14 protein-coding genes are annotated in these 17,072 nt (G+C 60.5%); 12 read left to right on the plus strand and 2 right to left on the minus strand.

The window, feature by feature from the left end:
- The first annotated feature begins 42 nt into the window (after nt 1-42).
- The gene (locus ACP7E0_RS24120; protein WP_426128490.1) at nt 43-1,095 is read left to right on the plus strand and encodes an alpha/beta fold hydrolase; all 1,053 of its coding nucleotides are present in this window, start codon (nt 43-45) and stop codon (nt 1,093-1,095) included.
- A 435-nt stretch (nt 1,096-1,530) separates the two neighbouring features.
- Here the strand turns inward: ACP7E0_RS24120 and ACP7E0_RS24125 are convergent, their stop codons facing one another.
- Nucleotides 1,531-2,589: an LLM class flavin-dependent oxidoreductase gene (locus ACP7E0_RS24125; protein ID WP_426128492.1), complete on the minus strand. Its 1,059-nt coding sequence runs from the start codon at nt 2,587-2,589 to the stop codon at nt 1,531-1,533.
- Between the two features lie 180 nt (nt 2,590-2,769).
- Complete coding sequence (locus tag ACP7E0_RS24130) at nt 2,770-3,819, minus strand: LacI family DNA-binding transcriptional regulator (RefSeq protein ID WP_426128494.1); 1,050 nt, start codon at nt 3,817-3,819, stop codon at nt 2,770-2,772.
- 263 nt (nt 3,820-4,082) lie between these two features.
- On the opposite strand from ACP7E0_RS24130, the gene ACP7E0_RS24135 reads away from it, so the two are divergent.
- From ACP7E0_RS24135 to ACP7E0_RS24185, 11 genes are all read left to right on the plus strand, one after another.
- The gene (locus tag ACP7E0_RS24135) at nt 4,083-5,147 is read left to right on the plus strand and encodes an ABC transporter ATP-binding protein (protein ID WP_426128495.1); all 1,065 of its coding nucleotides are present in this window, start codon (nt 4,083-4,085) and stop codon (nt 5,145-5,147) included.
- A 60-nt stretch (nt 5,148-5,207) separates the two neighbouring features.
- Nucleotides 5,208-6,443: an ABC transporter substrate-binding protein gene (locus ACP7E0_RS24140; protein ID WP_426128497.1), complete on the plus strand. Its 1,236-nt coding sequence runs from the start codon at nt 5,208-5,210 to the stop codon at nt 6,441-6,443.
- Nucleotides 6,444-6,588: 145 nt separating this feature from the next.
- Nucleotides 6,589-7,524 (plus strand): carbohydrate ABC transporter permease, encoded by a 936-nt coding sequence (locus tag ACP7E0_RS24145; protein WP_426128499.1) that lies wholly within the window; start codon nt 6,589-6,591, stop codon nt 7,522-7,524.
- Nucleotides 7,525-7,529: 5 nt separating this feature from the next.
- The gene (locus ACP7E0_RS24150) at nt 7,530-8,384 is read left to right on the plus strand and encodes a carbohydrate ABC transporter permease (protein ID WP_060509334.1); all 855 of its coding nucleotides are present in this window, start codon (nt 7,530-7,532) and stop codon (nt 8,382-8,384) included.
- Nucleotides 8,381-10,126 carry an L-arabinonate dehydratase gene (gene araD, locus ACP7E0_RS24155; RefSeq protein WP_426128501.1) on the plus strand — a complete coding sequence of 582 codons (1,746 nt, stop codon included), beginning with the start codon at nt 8,381-8,383 and terminating at the stop codon, nt 10,124-10,126. The genes ACP7E0_RS24150 and araD overlap by 4 nt, the downstream gene beginning before the upstream one ends.
- 10 nt (nt 10,127-10,136) lie before the next feature.
- The gene (locus ACP7E0_RS24160) at nt 10,137-10,934 is read left to right on the plus strand and encodes an HpcH/HpaI aldolase family protein (protein WP_426128503.1); all 798 of its coding nucleotides are present in this window, start codon (nt 10,137-10,139) and stop codon (nt 10,932-10,934) included.
- A 10-nt stretch (nt 10,935-10,944) separates the two neighbouring features.
- Nucleotides 10,945-11,829, plus strand: a complete 885-nt coding sequence (locus tag ACP7E0_RS24165; protein WP_426128504.1) for an SMP-30/gluconolactonase/LRE family protein — start codon at nt 10,945-10,947, stop codon at nt 11,827-11,829.
- A gap of 3 nt (nt 11,830-11,832) precedes the next feature.
- Complete coding sequence (locus ACP7E0_RS24170; RefSeq protein WP_426128506.1) at nt 11,833-12,597, plus strand: SDR family NAD(P)-dependent oxidoreductase; 765 nt, start codon at nt 11,833-11,835, stop codon at nt 12,595-12,597.
- 8 nt (nt 12,598-12,605) lie between these two features.
- A complete protein-coding gene (locus ACP7E0_RS24175; RefSeq protein ID WP_426128508.1) occupies nt 12,606-14,621 on the plus strand; it encodes an alpha-glucosidase in 2,016 nt (671 codons plus the stop codon).
- Nucleotides 14,622-14,623: 2 nt separating this feature from the next.
- Nucleotides 14,624-15,397, plus strand: coding sequence for a TSUP family transporter (locus tag ACP7E0_RS24180; protein ID WP_426128510.1), 774 nt, complete (start codon nt 14,624-14,626; stop codon nt 15,395-15,397).
- Nucleotides 15,394-16,863, plus strand: a complete 1,470-nt coding sequence (locus ACP7E0_RS24185) for an NAD-dependent succinate-semialdehyde dehydrogenase (protein ID WP_426128512.1) — start codon at nt 15,394-15,396, stop codon at nt 16,861-16,863. Before ACP7E0_RS24180 ends, ACP7E0_RS24185 begins: the two co-directional genes overlap by 4 nt.
- The last annotated feature ends 209 nt before the right edge of the window (nt 16,864-17,072 follow it).

The following is a 17,072-nucleotide window of genomic DNA, read 5'->3' on the forward strand; positions in this document are numbered from 1 at the left end:
GGGCTGTTTTCTGCCTTTCGTATAAGAACTCGGAGAAAAGCGATGACAGAGGAAATCAACCAGACACGGCGGAGCTTCATGGGAGCAACGGCGCTGGCCGTGGCAGCCGCGCAGTTTGCAGCGATCGGCGCTGCTCAGGCGCAGTCGGGCGGCCAAGCGGGCTCCAGCGTCCTTGCGGTTGCGCCAGGGACGAACACGTCCTTCGCATCGCTCAGGCAGATCGATGCGGGCGTCTTGAATATCGGCTATGCCGAAGTGGGAGCGAGCGAGGCACCCGTGGTCATTCTGCTGCATGGCTGGCCCTACGACATCCATACCTATGTCGATGTGGCGCCGCTCCTGGCGACGGCCGGCTATCGCGTGATCGTTCCTTATCTGCGCGGCTATGGCACAACGCGGTTCCTGTCAGACGAGACGCCGCGCAACGGCCAACAGTCCGCGATCGCAGCCGACGTTATTGCCTTGATGGATGCGCTCAGGATCGAAAAGGCCACCATCGCCGGCTGTGACTGGGGCGCACGGACCGCCAATATCGTCGCAGCACTCTGGCCGGAGCGCTGCAAGGCCATGGTGTCCGTCAGCGGCTATTTGATCGGTAACCGTGAAGCCAACAAAAAACCGCTACCGCCGAAGGCCGAATTTGCCTGGTGGTACCAGTTCTATTTTGCCACGGAACGTGGACGCGAGGGCTATGCAGAAAACCGCAGAGAATTCGCCAGGTTGATCTGGCAACTCGCATCGCCAAAATGGAGCTTCGGCGACGCCACGTTCAATCGTAGCGCGGCGGCATTTGATAACCCGGACCACGTCGACATCACCATCCACAACTACCGCTGGCGCCTCAGCCTGGCGGAGGGTGAGCAGAAGTATGACGATCTGGAAAACCGGCTCTCCAAGTTGCCTGTCATCGGCGTGCCAACGATTACGTTGGAGGGAGATGCCAATGGCGCACCCCACCCGAAACCAGCGGCCTATGCCAAGAAATTCTCAGGCAAGTATGAGCATCGGTTGATCACCGGCGGCATCGGTCACAACCTGCCGCAGGAAGCACCGCAGGCGTTTGCTCAGGCGGTGGTAGATGTCGATAGCGTCTGACTGCCGGAAGAGCAAAGTTATAGAGCGTATCGCAATTCTATCTGGGTCCGATAGCCTCCAAGGCAAATCATATACCGGACGTGGGAGCCCGCTAACATTGCTTTGCGTAAAGGTTGCGGTCATTCGATACCGCGTTCCACTTGAAATCGTCTTCAGCAGACATAACCTTCCCTTGAGCTTCAATTGACACACAGATTCCTATGAGCAGCGCGATGGGCGATGGATGGTCGTCTGATCGCAAGCAAGCCACTGCCATTAGGTAGCAGGGTAGCATCGCCTTAACATATAAGGCGGGATTTACCGGCATAAACTCGACAGATTCACGGCGTTGGTGCGGCAGGAGGCCGTCATTGCTGAAAGCTTTGACGCGCGGAAGTAGAAACTTTTTCAAAAGCGGTCAGTTCGTATAATTGCGTGATTGCGGCCCCCATCCTGTCAAATCGGTCCATGGTCTAGGCGCGGCAGAACGTGACGTGCGAAAAGATCGGCCTCGGCAGCGTGTGGATAGCCTGACAGGATGAATGCCTCGATCCCTTCGGCGCGGTAGGCCTCCAGTTTTGCCAGAACTTGATCGGGATCGCCGACGATCGCCGCACCGCAGCCGGAGCGTGCGCGGCCGATACCGGTCCAGAGGTTGTCCTCGACATAGCCCTCGTTGCCGGCCTGTTCGCGCAGTTCGGCCTGGCGCCGGACGCCAACCGACTGGCTGTCGAGTGATTTCGCCCGGATGACCGCTCCAGTGGCGTCATCGAGTTTCGACAGTAGGCAGTCGGCAGCCAGTCGCGCTTCGGCCTCGGTTTCGCGCACGACGACATGCACGCGGTAGCCGAAGCGGAGCGCGCGGCCGCGCTTTTCTGCTCGGCAGCGAAGATCGGCGATCGTGGCACGGACGGTTTCCATTCGATCCGGCCACATCAAATAGATATCAGCACCTTCCGCTGCTGCGTCGCGGGCATCCTCCGACAGGCCGCCGAAATAAAGCTGCGGGCAGCGTCCCGACAGCGGAGCGATCCGCGGCGGATCGACCTTCAGCTTCCAGAACGCGCCATCGTGATCGAGCGGCTTTCCGTCAAGCAGCGTGCGCAGGATCGACATCGCCTCGATGGTGCGGGCATAGCGCGGGCCGCTTGGAAGGGTTTCGCCCGGCATCTCGCTGGAGATGATGTTGACCGACAGGCGGCCATTGGCGATGCGGTCGATGGTGGCGATCTGGCGTGCCAATTGCGGCGGCCAGTTTTCGCCAATGCGAACCGCCATCAGGAGTTTGATCCTGCGGGTTAGGGCGGCCATAGCCGACGCAAAGGATGTCGTATCGATGCCCAAGGCATAGCCGGAAGGCAGCAAAATATTGTCGAAGCCACCGCTTTCGGCTTGCAGGACGATATCGCGACAGTGTTCGAAGCTCGATTGCAGCCTCGGATCAGGAACCCCGAGGAACTCGTAATCGTCGTCACAAAGGGCAGAAAACCAGCTTACTTCGCATCCGGTGGTCATGAAGTGATATCTCCGGTCTCGTCGGCGCATTCTTGCGCAACGTTTTTCTATCGGGCCTGTCTCTTGCGCAAAGCGTTTTGGGTATCATCTCGTGCATAGATGTAACGACGGTTTTGGGCTTCCCCCGTTTCGTAGATCAATTTTCGAGGCCGAGTTGCCCTGCGACTAGATTGTTTTTGCTCAGCTGCTTTGCCGGTGAAGCAGCGTAAAACGGGTATCGATGACCGTGGGCGTTCTGTCGCCACCCTGGGCGATGCGCTCGAGGATGAGACGGGCGGCTTCGGTGCCGATCAGGTCTCCCGGCGGGCGGATGGTGGTGAGCGAAGGATTGGATGCGGCGCTGAAGCTGAGATCTCCGAAGCCGACGACAGAGAGTTGTCCGGGGATGTCGATGCCGAGCCGCTGGCATTCGAAAATCACGCCCAGGGCCACATGGTCGTTCGAGCAGGCGATACCATCCACCTGCGGAAATTTCCGCATGGTTTCGCCCAAAAGCATGGCGCCCACTTCGGCACTTGAAGGCGCGGGATGCTGGATGATTTCGGCGGTAACACCCAGGGTCTTGCGCGCCTCCTCCACAAACCCCTCGGCGCGATGCGTCGCTCTTTTGTCTTCCTGCAGGCGGGCGCCCAGAAAGACGAGGTTGCGGCGATTTCGCTGGACGAGATGTGCGGCGGCCGAGCGTCCAACCTGTTCGTGGTGGAAGCCGACGGCCATCTCGATTGGCTCAGAGCCAAGCTCCCAAATTTCGACGACCGGAACGCTGCTGTCGCGCAAGAGCTTTCTGGTGGCGTGGCTGTGGGAAAGGCCCGTCAGAACGATTGCAGCGGGTGCCCAGGAGAGCGCCATGCGCACAAGGTTTTCCTCCTCGCGCTCGCTGTATTCGGTATGGCCGAGCAGGACCTGTAGCCGTTCCTTGCCGAGTTCAGCCTGCATCGTGGCCACGGTTTCGGCAAAAAAGGCATTGCGCACAGAAGGCACAATGATGCTGACTGCGCGCGATGAGGCGGCCGCAAGGCCGCCGGCCATGAGGTTCGGTACGTAATTGAGCGCGTCTATTGCTTTGGCGATCGCCTCACTTGCCGCGGCCGAGACCGCATCCGGCTTTCGCAGATAAAGCGAGACCGTGGAGGGTGATGTCTGGGCCCGCGCCGCAACGTCCATCATGGTCACGCGCTGCATCTTGCGGCGTTTGCGCGTCGGCTTCGCGGTTCGTCCGGTATTCACCATTCTTCCTGTCTGTATAATAGCGCTATTATTCACAGGCATCATAACGCATGGTTTTCCACCGGACAATTCCTCCTTTCCGAAAAAGGCCTACTTCACTGAAGTAACTTGATTTTCCAACTGATGAAAGAGTTTGATCCGGGCTCGTCAGCGCTTCAGCGGGTGATTTTAGAGGCGCACGCTTGCCAAAATCGAATCGTAGCGCTATTATAACTGCAAGAAATAACGATCGGCACTGGATGGGTTGCCGCTTTCGGGAGGTTGAAATGGCGGGAGTGAGCCTGCGGGCGCTGGACAAGAGTTACGGCGCCCTTCGGATCGTCAAGGGAATTGATCTGGAGATCGCCGACGGCGAGCTCGTGGTTTTCGTCGGCCCTTCGGGCTGTGGGAAATCGACCACCTTGCGCATGGTGGCCGGTCTGGAGACGATCACCGGCGGCGAGGTCATGATCGGCGATCGTGTCGTCAACCGGTTGGCGCCGCGCGAGCGCGATATCGCCATGGTCTTCCAGGATTACGCGCTCTATCCGCATAAGACGGTTCGTGAGAACATGGGGTTCAGCCTCAAGGTGCGTGGGATTGCCGCCGGAGAGGCTGCGACACGGGTCGATGAGGCCGCCAATATGCTGGGAATTTCCCATCTGCTCGATCGCCGGCCGGGCCAGTTGTCCGGCGGCCAGCGGCAGCGTGTCGCCATGGGACGCGCCATCGTGCGCCGTCCGCAGGTATTTCTTTTCGACGAGCCACTGTCCAACCTCGATGCGAAATTGCGCGGTCAGGTCCGCACCGAAATCAAGAAGCTGCATCAAACGATCGGCACGACGATCATCTACGTCACGCATGATCAGGTTGAGGCCATGACGCTCGCCGATCGGATCGTCATCCTGCGCGGTGGAGAGATCGAGCAGGTGGGGACGCCGGACGAGGTCTACAACCGCCCGGCCAGTGTCTTCGTCGGCGGTTTCGTCGGATCGCCCGCGATGAACTTTGCGAGAGCCAAGGCTGAGGGCAGCGATCTGATATTTGCCAATGGAGACCGTTTGCCTCTGTCGGCGATCCAGGCTCGCACTGACGAAGGCCGGGACTTCATCGTTGGCATCCGACCAGAGCATTTCACCGCGAACCCATCCGAGGTGTCGCTGACCTGTCACGTTCAGGTCGTCGAGCCGCTTGGCTCCGATACGCTGGTCCATTTCGCCGTCGGCAACGAGACGCTGACCGCCCGGATGCCGCCCGAAACGCGCATCAAGGCCGGCGAAACGCTGAAGATCGGCCTGGATCCCGCGAAAATTCATCTCTTCGACGCCGCAACGGAACGCGCCGTCCATTGACGACCCCGCGCGGGGAGGATGCCAAGGCCGCGCGACCAAACACCCAAAGGGAGGAAAATCATGATCTTTAAGAATTTATCCGGTGCATTGCTCTGCGGCACGATGCTGGCTTTCGCGATGCCGGCTTCGGCCGAAACGGCGCTGAACGTCTACATCTCCAGCCAGCACCAGCCGGACGTCTGGCGCAAGGCGCTCGACAAGTATGAAGCGGCCAATCCCGACGTGAAGGTCAAGATCGAGACCGGGGGCAACACGTCCGAAGCGCAGGCACAGTATCTGAATACTGTGATGTCGGCCAAGGATACCTCGCTCGACGTCCTCATCCTCGACGTTATCCGCCCGGCGCAGTTTGCCGCTGCCGGCTGGACCAGCGATTTCGCGGATAAAGACATGGCGTCCTACCTGCCAGCCTATGCAGGCGCCAACACAGTCGATGGCAAGGTGATCGCGCTTCCGGCCTTCGCGGACTCTCAGTTTCTTTACTACCGCAAGGATCTTCTGGAGAAGTACGGCATCGAGCCGCCCAAGACCTGGGACGAATTGAAGGTGGCTGCCAAGAAAATCGCCGAAGGCGAGGGCAATGCCGATCTGCAGGGCCTGTCCTTCCAGGGCAAGGCGATCGAGGGTGCGGTCTGCACCTTCCTCTTGCCTTACTGGAGCCAGGGCAAGATGCTGACCGACAACGGTCGCCTGACCTTCGATCGCGATGCGGCCATCAAGTCGCTCAGCCTCTGGAAGAGCTTTGCCGATGAAGGCGTTGCCAAGAAGAACATCGCCGAAGTCGGCACTGACGATACGCGCAAGGAGTTCCAGGCCGGCAACGTGATCTTCGCGGTCAACTGGTCCTATGCCTGGGCGCAGTCGCAAGGTGCTGAATCCGCAGTCGCCGGCAAGGTTGGCGTTGCCAAGCTGCCGGCCATGACGGGCGGCGAGCAGGCGACCTGCCTCGGCGGCTGGGAATGGGGCGTGTCCGCATATTCCGAGCACCAGGATGAGGCCAAGAAGCTGGTCGAATACCTGTCGTCTGAGGACGTTTCGAAGTTCATGGCCATCAATGCCTCGCTGCTGCCGACCTATGCCAGTCTTTATCAGGACGCAGAGGTGACGAAGAGTGCGCCGTGGTTTGCCAATGCGCTGCAGGTGGTACAGACCGCCAAGCCGCGTCCGGTGACGCCGCGCTACAACGAAGTCAGCGAAGTTATCCGCACCACGGTCAACGCGGTTCTCGCAGGCGTCACGACGCCGGAAGATGGCGCCGACCAGATCGAGGCACGCCTGAAGCGCATCCTGCGGTGAGGAGCCCTTAACTCCTTGCTCAATCCCCTCCCTGTGCTGCTGGGAGGGGAGACCTTCTCAAGAGATGTGACGAGCTGCCTTTCGGCGGTGCAGGGCAAGGAATAGGCCTTGCCGTCCAGACCTCTCAACGTTTCGGAACGAAACCATGGCGACGACAACCACATTCAAGGCAACGGACATACAGGAGGCCCCGCCTGCAGGCTGGACACGCTGGCTCGATCTCAGCGACCGTTCGCTGGCCGTGCTGCTTCTGGCGCCGGCCGCGATCCTTCTGGCGCTGATCATCGTCTATCCGGTCTGCCGGCTGGCCTATACGAGTCTTTTCAACCTGTCCCTGACATCGGGGTTGCCGGCTGAATTCGTGGGGCTGGAAAACTACCGGTTGATGATCGATGATCCGGTCTTTTGGGAAACCACCTGGAATACGGTTCTGATCACGCTGATCACTGTTCCTGGCGCTTTGCTGGTCGGGCTCTGCCTTGCGCTCATGGCGAACCTTCCGTTTGCGATGCAGTGGCCCGTCCGCCTGTCGCTGTTGATCCCATGGGCGCTGCCGCTGTCCTTCGCCGGTCTGATCTTCGCCTGGTTTTTCCATTCGGAGTATGGCGTCGTCAACGACGTGCTGAACCGTTTCGGGTTTGAAGGCATCATCTGGTTCAACTCGCCGAACTGGGCCTTCGCCGCGATCTGTCTCACCATCATCTGGAAGACGTCGTCCTTCATGGCGCTGATCATCCTTGCGGGCCTGCAAACCATCCCGCGCTCGCTCTATGAAGCAGCGGACGTGGACGGCGCCGGGCGCCTGCGGCAGTTTTTCGAAATCACGCTGCCGCTGCTGAAACCGTCGATCGTCGTTGCACTGATCTTCCGCACCATCACCGCTCTGCAGACCTTCGACATTCCTTACATGATGACGGGTGGCGGGCCGGGCACGTCCACCTCGACGCTTGCCATGTACATCCACCAGAACACCGTGTCCTTCCTCGATCTCGGCTACGGATCCGCGCTCGCCGTCGTCATGTTCGCGCTGTCGATGTGCGTGACGGCGGTCTACCTCCGCATGATCCGGACCAAGGAGTAATCACCATGAGCACGCTAACCGCCCCCGGTTCGACATCCTTCCTGTCCGGCAAGCCGTTGCGGTTCATCGCCGCCGGCATCCTTCTGGTGAACGGCATGTTCCCGGCGCTCTGGATCCTGTTCACCTCGCTGAAGACCGAGGCCGAGCTGACCGCCAAGCCGATCACCTGGATTCCACACGCGCCCACCGTGCAGAACTATGTGCAGGCCTTTTCCGACCAGCCGTTGCATGTTTTCCTGTTCAACAGCTTCATGGTGGCGCTGCTTTCGACCGCGCTGACGCTGCTCGTTTCGGTGCTGGCAGCCTATGCGCTCGCCCGGCTCAACCTGACCTATCGCGGCCTAATCCTGTCGCTAATCATCGCGGTCTCGACATTTCCGCTGGTGACGCTGCTGGTGCCGCTGTTCGAAATCATGCGGACGCTCAATCTTTTGAATAGCTGGACGGCGCTGATCCTGCCCTACACGGTGCTGAGCCTGCCCGTCTGCACGCTGATGCTGGTCTCCTTCTTCGAGGGCATTCCGCGCGATCTGGAGAATGCCGCGATGATCGACGGCTGTACGCGCATGGGAGCGCTGTTCAAGGTGGTGGTGCCGCTCTGTGCGCCGGGCGTGTTCACGGCGGGGATACTTGCATTCGTCAACGCGTGGGACGAATTCCTGCTGGCACTGTCCTTCAATTCCAATCCGTCGCTGCGCACTCTGCCGGTCGGCATCCAGCTCTATCAGGGCGAGTTCGCCTTCCCCTGGCCGGTGATCTCTGCAGCGCTGGTCGTCGGCATCGTACCGGTGGCCATCCTCATTGTCATCTTCCAGGAGCGCGTCGTCTCCGGCCTGACCGCGGGCGGCATCAAGGGATGAGCGACGTGAAGAAAAGACGCGATCTTTCGGAATTGCGCAGCCAGCGCTGGTTTGCCTCGGACGACATGCGCGGCTTTGCCCACCGGCAGCGCACTCAGCAGATGGGTATGCGCCGTGACGAGTTCATGGGCCGGCCGGTGATCGGCATCATAAACACCTGGAGCGAGATGAGCCCCTGCCACGCCCACTTGCGCGATCGGGCGGAGGCGGTAAAGCGTGGCGTTTGGCAGGCCGGCGGCTATCCGGTCGAGATGCCCGCGCTCTCCGTCGGCGAAGTCATGGTCAAACCTACTACCATGCTCTACCGCAATTTTCTGGCGATGGAATGCGAGGAGCTTTTGCGTTCGCATCCGGTCGATGGAGCTGTGCTGCTTGGCGGCTGCGATAAGTCCACGCCCGCGCTGCTGATGGGCGCGATCTCCATGGACATTCCGGTGATCTATTGTCCGGCGGGGCCGATGTCGAACGGCCAGTGGCGTGGCATCAAAACCGGGGCAGGCACTCACACCAAGAAATATTGGGACGAGCTGCGCGCCGGCAATATCACGCAGGACGACTGGGTCGATCTCGAAAGCCGGATGACCCGCTCGGCGGGCACCTGCAACACTATCGGGACGGCCTCGACTATGACCTCGATTGTCGATGCGATGGGGCTGACCTTGCCGGGCGCATCCTCGATCCCGGCGACGGATTCCGGCCATCCGCGTATGGCATCCTTATGCGGCGTGCGGATCGTCGAGATGGTTTGGGAGAACTTGAAACCGTCCGATATCCTCGACAAGGCGAGTTTCCTCAACGGTTTGGTCGCCTATATGGCACTCGGCGGCTCAACCAACGCAGCTGTGCATCTGGTCGCCATGGCGCGGCGCGCCGGTGTTGATCTCTCGCTGGACGATATGGCGGCTATGGCCGGCAAGGTGCCGGTCGCCGTCAACGTGTTTCCGTCCGGTGAATACCTGATGGAGGATTTCTACTTCGCCGGCGGTCTCCTCGCGCTTTTGAACAAGTTTTCCCGGCACCTCGATCTGACCCGACCGACGGTCAATGGCCACACGGTTGGTGAAAACATCGCCGGGGCGGAGTGCTGGAACGATGATGTCATTCGCGACGAGGACAAGCCGGTAGTGCCCCTGTCGCGCGGCAAGACGCTGGAAGTTTTGCGCGGTAATCTGGCGCCGAACGGCGCGGTGATGAAGTCCTCTGCCGCCAATCCGAAATTCCTCAAGCATGTCGGCCCGGCCATCGTCTTCGACAATCCCGGCGTCATGAACAAGACCCTGGACGACCCTGATTTGGATATCACCGAGGATACGGTGATTGTTCTGCGCAATGCCGGTCCAGTCGGTGCGCCCGGGATGCCGGAATGGGGTAATTTGCCGATCCCCAAGAAGTTGCTCAAGCAGGGAGTGCGCGACATGGTGCGCATCTGCGATGGCCGCATGAGCGGCACGCATTACGGCACCTGCATTCTGCACGTCTCGCCCGAGGCCGCAATCGGCGGACCACTGGCATTGTTGAAGACCGGCGACCTGATCGAACTCGACGTAGCGGCAGGGACCATCAACATGAAGGTCGATGAGGCGGAAATCGCCCGCCGACGGGCCGAGTGGAAACCCGCCCCGCCGGTCTATCAGCGGTCTTTCGCGGCACTTTACCAGCAACATGTGAGCCAGGCCGATCAGGGCTGTGATTTTGATTTCTTGAGCGGAACGGCCGTCGTGCCGGATCCCGCGATCTATTGAGGAGACAACAATGACCAACCCTTTCAAGGCATGGCTTGCCGAAAAGGACCGGGCAACACCGCTCGGCACATGGCTGATGGCCGCGGCACCTGCAACGGCCGAAGCGCTCGGTTATGCCGGGTTTGATTTCCTCGTCGTCGATATGGAACATGTGCCGATCGAGGTCTCGGATGTCGCAGGCATTCTACGTGCCATCGGCTGCACGCCGGCCGAGGCGGTGGTGCGACTTGCCTGGAACGATCAGGTTCTGGTCAAGCGCGTCCTCGATGCAGGCGCCCGCACCGTCATGCTACCGTTCGTGCAGACCGCGGAGGAAGCGCGTGCGGCCGCATCCTACACCCGCTATCCGCCGCAGGGCATTCGTGGCGTCGCCGCCGTTCATCGCGGATCGAAATTCGGCACGATCCCGGATTACCTTAGGCGGGCAAACGGCGAGGTCTGCACCATTGTGCAGCTCGAAACACCCGAGGCGATCGAGCGGCTGCCTCAGATTGCGGCCGTCGATGGTATCGATGCGCTGTTTGTCGGTCCCGGCGATCTGTCCGCCGCCATGGGCCATATCGGCAATATCGCCCACCCCGAAGTACAGGCGCTGATCGAGAAGGCGGCAAAGGACGCGCGTGCGGCCGGCAAGCCGGTCGGCATCGTCGGTCCCAATCCCGACATGGTGAAGCGCTTTGTCGGATACGGATATGATTTCGCAGCCATCGCTTCCGACATCGCGATGATGACCGGCCGCGCCAATGACTGGCTGGGTGTCCTGAAGGGGCACGCGGCTCCTGTTGCCGCCCCAGCCGCTGCCTACTGAGGATATTATCGTGCAAACCGGCTTCAAGCTCGTTCTCGACGCAAAGACGTCTCTCGGCGAATGCCCCTTGTGGTCGGTGGCCGAGCAGGTGTTGTATTTCGTCGACATCAAGCGCTGCCGCATCCATCGTTTCGACCCTGCGATGAGCGATTTGAAGACCCTCGAACTTCCAGAGGAAGTCGGCTGCATCGGTCTTGCCGAAGGCGGGGGCTTCGTCGCGGGCCTGCGGTCGGGGATATGGCTGGTGGATGCGGATGGCAACCCGTTTCGCAAGCTGGCAGACAATCCCGAGGACCAGGCGATCAGCCGCTTCAACGACGGCATGGTCGATCCGATGGGTCGGTTCATTGCCGGAACCGTCGATGAAAGCCGCGAAAAAGGCATTGCAGCTCTTTACCGGTATGACCGCAACGGACTGGCGCGACTGGCCGATGATCTCCTGACGTCCAACGGTGTCGCGTTCTCGCCCGACGGAAGCCGCCTCTATCACGCCGATACGCTGCGCTACACGCTCTACATGTATGATTACGCTCCGGAAACTGGGACCGCATCCAACCGGCAGGTCTTCGCCCGGTTCGGCAGCGACACTGACAAGGGTCGCCCGGATGGCGGCGCGGTCGATCTCGAGGGCTGCTACTGGACGGCGCTGTTCGAGGGCGGGCGGGTACAGCGCTACAGCCCGAACGGCGCCTTGCTCACTGAGTATCCGGTGCCAGTCAAATGCCCGACGATGGTCAGTTTCGGCGGTGCGGACATGCGCACGCTCTATTGCACCAGCGCCAGTGTCGGCCGGCCCGAGGCAGAGCTTGAAGCCTTCCCGATGACCGGCGGCCTTTTTGCAATGCGCACCGATGTTGCTGGGCTGCAAAAACCCCTTTTTAATCCGGAAGCCTGATCCATGCCATCCACCTATGACACTGTCCGCTATGCATCTCTTCAAGGCCGCACCGTGCTGATCACCGGGGGCGCTTCGGGGATCGGCGCTGAAATGGTCAAGGCATTTTCAGTGCAGGGCGCGAATGTCTCCTTCATCGATATCGACGCGGTCGAAGGGGGAAAGCTTGCAGCAGAAACCGGTGCCACCTTTTCCGCCTGCGATATCACCGACATTGCAGCCTTGCGAGTTGCCATTGCCGGGATCGAGCAGGCGTGCGGCGGCATCGACACGCTCGTCAACAATGCAGGCAAGGATGATCGTCACGCGCTGGCCGATGTCGAGCCGGACAGCTGGCGCCGGGCGCTGTCGCTCAATCTCGATCATCAGTTCTTCGCCACGCAGGCCGTCAGTCCGCGCATGGCGGAGAAAGGGTCGGGGTCGGTGATCATGCTTGGTTCGATTTCCTGGATACGCGGGCGTCCAGGCATGGTCGGCTACACGACGGCCAAGGCGGCCATCAACGGCATGACGAAAACGCTTGCCCGCGAACTTGGCCCTTCCGGAATACGGGTCAACTGCATCGTGCCCGGTGCGATCGTAACCGACCGGCAAATGAAGCTTTGGACCTCTCCGGAGCAGAACCAGCAGTTCATTGACCTGCAGGCGCTGAAATTCAGGCTGGATGCGACCCATGTGGCGCGCATGGCGCTGTTTCTCGGTTCGGACGAGAGTGGCGGCTGCACAGGCTCGAATTTCATCGTCGATGCCGGCCTGACCCAGAATTGACCCCGTCGATGCAAGACTCGAAAGACATAACCATGAAACTCGAAAAGACAGAAACCGGATTCACGCTGTCGATCAACGGACGGACGATCCTCGATCATAGTACAAGTGCACCCTGCATCTTTGCTGGGATCGGGGAGGAGCGCATGGATATGTATCGCGGCAACTTCGAAATTGAGGATTATGTTATCGAGCGTAGCCGGCTTGCACATGCGAGTGTCGATGGAAACCGGATCGCTCTTTCGGAAAAGCCGGGCCAGAAGCCCCGACTGGTGCTGACAGTCACAGGACGCTCCATCGAATTCGAAGCAATGGACCCGTTGCTCAATCGGCTCTGGATTCGTATCGCCGCTGATACCGACGAGCACGTCTGGGGCGGCGGCGAGCAGATGTCCTATTTCGATATGCGCGGCCGCCGTTTCCCGATGTGGACATCCGAGCCTGGCGTCGGGCGCGACCGGACCAGCGAGATCACCTTCAAGTCTAACGTCAAGGATCGGGCGGGCGGAGATTATTTCAACACGAACTATCCCCAGCCGACCTATGTTTCCTCGGCGCTCTATGCGCTGCATGTGGAGACATCGGCCTATTCCGTCTTCGATTTCCGTCGCAAAACCTTTCACGAGATTGAGGTTTGGGCGATCCCTGAGCGGATCGAACTTTTCGCCGCGCCGACATTTGTCGAACTGGTCGAGGTGTTATCGGACCGTTTCGGCCGGCAGCCGCCGCTTCCCGATTGGGTCTATAACGGCGCGATCATCGGCCTCAAGGATGGGGAGAATTCTTTTCTACGGCTTCAGAAGATGCGCGATGCCGGCGTCGCTGTGTCGGCGCTCTGGTGCGAAGACTGGGTGGGGCTGCGCCAGACCTCTTTCGGCGCCCGGCTTTTCTGGGACTGGCAGGCCAGCGAGGATCGTTATCCCGGTCTGCGTCAGAGGATTGCCGAGCTGAATGATGACGGTATCCGGTTTCTAGGCTATGTGAACCCTTATCTTTGCGTCGATGGCCCTCTGTTTGAGATCGCCGAAGCGGCCGGATATTTTGCGACGGATGCAGCCGGCAAGACCGCGCTCGTGGATTTCGGCGAGTTCGATTGCGGCGTCGTGGACTTCACCAACGTGGCTGCTGCGGAATGGTTTGCCGAGGACATCATCGGCAAGAAGATGTTGGACTATGGGCTTTCCGGATGGATGGCTGATTTCGGCGAATACCTGCCAATCGACGTGCATCTTTCGAATGGGATCGATGCCAAGCTGATGCACAATCAATGGCCTACCCTTTGGGCCGAGGTCAATGCGAAGGCGGTTGCAAGCCGCGGCCAGACCGGCGAGGCGCTGTTTTTTATGCGTGCCGGTTTCACCGGCGTCCAGGAACATTGCCCGCTGCTTTGGGGCGGCGACCAGTCGGTGGATTTCTCCCGTCACGATGGCCTCGTCACCGTGATCTGTGCGGCGCTGTCTTCTGGTTTGCTCGGCAATGCCTATCACCACTCGGACATCGGCGGCTACACTAGCCTCTTCGGCAATGTCCGCACACCGGAGCTTTTGATGCGGTGGGCCGAGATGGCGGCGTTCACGCCCGTCATGCGCAGCCACGAGGGGAATCGCCCGCGCGAAAACGTGCAGATCGATCAGGAGCCGCAGGTGCTGTCGCACTTTGCCCGGATGACGCGGATCTACACGCATCTTGCCCCCTATCTCAAATCCCTGTCCGAAGATGCAGTTGCGCGGGGTTTGCCCGTGCAGCGGCCGCTCTTCCTGCATCACCAGGACGATCGCGAGACCTATGCGATCCAGGACAGCTACCTCTACGGCGCCGATATGTTGGTCGCGCCGGTCTGGGAGGCCGCGCAGGCGGATCGTGTGGTCTATCTGCCCCGGGGCGAGTTTTGGGTTCACGCCTGGACGGGCGAAACCTTTGCCGGCGGCGAAAAGCTGCGGATTGCCGCACCGCTCGGGCAGCCGCCCGTCTTCTATCGGGCAGGCTGCGCAAACGAGGCGCTGTTTGCCGGTCTTCGAGGCCTGTAGCGATGAGCGCTGCCGGTCTTGCGGGGGTTCTGGTGCTGTCGGGCATTGCCGCTTATATGCAGACCCTGACCGGTTTCGCCTTCGGCTTGATCATGATGGGCGGCATCGGGCTGTTCACGCTGATGCCGCTGCCGGAGGCAGCAGTGCTCGTCAGTTGCATGGTGCTCGTCAATGCCGCGCAGGTTCTGGCCCGTGGCTGGCGCGATATCGCCTGGGCTGAATTCTGGCCGGTCGTCATCTCAAGCCTTGGCGCTCTTGCAGCCGGATACTGGCTACTGGGCGTGATGGCTTCGGTGTCGATCGACTGGCTGAAGCTTGTGCTCGGCATCGTCATCATTGCGTCAAGCCTGCAGCTTGCACTGAAGCCTCAGCCGCTGGCTCTGCGCTCGTCGAGCGCGTCTTTCGTATTTTTCGGCGCCCTTGCGGGTCTCATGGGCGGCCTGTTTTCCACCGCCGGTCCTCCGCTGGTCTACCATCTCTACCGGCAACCTTTACCGGCGGTGAGCATCCGCGAAACGCTGGTGGCGGTCTTTGCCGTCAATGCCGTCATCCGGCTGGCGATAGTCGCAGCCGCCGGCGATGTACCGCATGGCGGCATCTGGTGGGGGCTACTCTGTATTCCGGTCGTGGTGATCATGACCTTCGTTGCCAAACGGTGGCCACCGCCGCTGTCTGCCCTGTCCATCCGCCGCATGGCCTTCGGCCTGCTTCTCATGTCTGGCCTGTCCCTGGCCATTCCCGCCCTATTCAAGATCATAGGAGATTACGCATCATGACCGAGCGCCGCACACTTGCCCTCAGAGACCCCGCCCTTCTGACAGACAAAAGTTTCGTCGCTGGCGAATGGATCGCCGCACCCGATGGTAAGTCGTTTGCAGTGACCGATCCCTTCGACGGAGCGTTGATCGCCCATGTGCCGGATCTCGGCCAGGCGGTTGTCGCACAGGCGATCGATGCTGCGGCGGACGCGCAGAAACTCTGGGCAAAGCGCACTGCCAAGGAGCGGGCGCAGGTGCTCAAGCGCTGGTACGAGCTTATCATCGAAAACGCCGACGATCTGGCGCTGATCCTGACGACTGAGCAGGGCAAGCCGCTTGCGGAGGCGAGGGGTGAGGTCGTCTCCAATGCCGCCTATCTCGAATGGTTCGCGGAAGAGGCAAAGCGCATCGACGGTGATATAATCCCTGGCCCCAATGCCAGCCAGCGCATCTTGGTGCTGAAGCAACCGGTCGGCGTCTGCGCCGCAATCACGCCATGGAATTTCCCGAACGGCATGATCACGCGCAAGGCGGGCCCGGCCCTTGCCGCTGGCTGCAGCATGATCCTAAAACCCGCATCGCAGACGCCGCTGTCGGCGCTGGCGCTCGCGGTTCTGGCCGAGCGAGCCGGCGTGCCGAAGGGCGTGTTTTCTGTTGTGACCGGTGAGGCCAGGCCAATCGGGCTTGAGTTCTGCCACAATCCGAAGATCGCCAAGATCACCTTCACCGGTTCCACTGGCGTTGGCCGTTGGCTGATGAAGGAAGCGGCTGACGGCATCAAGCGCCTGTCGCTGGAGTTGGGTGGCAACGCGCCGTTCATCGTTTTCGACGACGCGGATCTGGACGCCGCCGTAGAAGGGGCGATGATCTCCAAGTTCCGCAATGCCGGCCAGACCTGCGTCTGCGCCAACCGCATCTACGTACAGGAGAGTGTCGCTGCCGCCTTCACTGAAAAGCTCCTTGCCAAGGTTTCGAGTCTTGTGCTCGGTCGCGGCACCGAAGCCGGCGTCAGCCAGGGGCCGCTGATCGACGAGAAGGCCGTGGCGAAAATGGAAGAGCATGTCGCCGATGTGCTCGCAAAGGGCGGGACCGTGCTGGCCGGCGGCAAGCGCAGCGCCCTCGGCGGCACATTCTTCGAGCCGACGGTCGTGACCGGCGTGACACAGGCGATGAAGGTGGCCAGGGAGGAAACCTTTGCGCCGCTGGCGCCGATCGTTTCCTTCAAGGACGAGGCAGACGTCATTGCCATGGCTAATGATAGCGAATTCGGTCTCGCCTCGTATTTCTATGCCAAAGATATGGCTCGTATTTGGCGTGTGGCGGAAGCGCTTGAAGCTGGAATGGTCGGCGTCAATACCGGCATGATCGCCAATGAAATGGCGCCCTTTGGCGGCATCAAGCAGTCCGGTACCGGGCGCGAAGGATCGAAGTACGGCATAGAGGGCTTTCTGGAGTTAAAGTATGTTGCGCTCGGGGGTCTCTAACACTCTTCGTTAACAAAAGACCAACGCGCCCCCTTCGAGACTTTCAGAGGCCGGTGTCAAGAGGCGTTGCAACGAGATTGTGGCGCCTCTGTCCACAAGGATAGTCCGCGCCTCCGGAACATCCAATCGAGGCTTATACATTCAGGAAGCGTTACAATAATTTTTTACAATAAACGGGCGCTCGATCGTCCAGTAACGTGCGGCCATTT

The sequence above is a fragment of the Pararhizobium sp. PWRC1-1 genome (assembly GCF_049897905.1).
Classification (GTDB): domain Bacteria; phylum Pseudomonadota; class Alphaproteobacteria; order Rhizobiales; family Rhizobiaceae; genus Pararhizobium.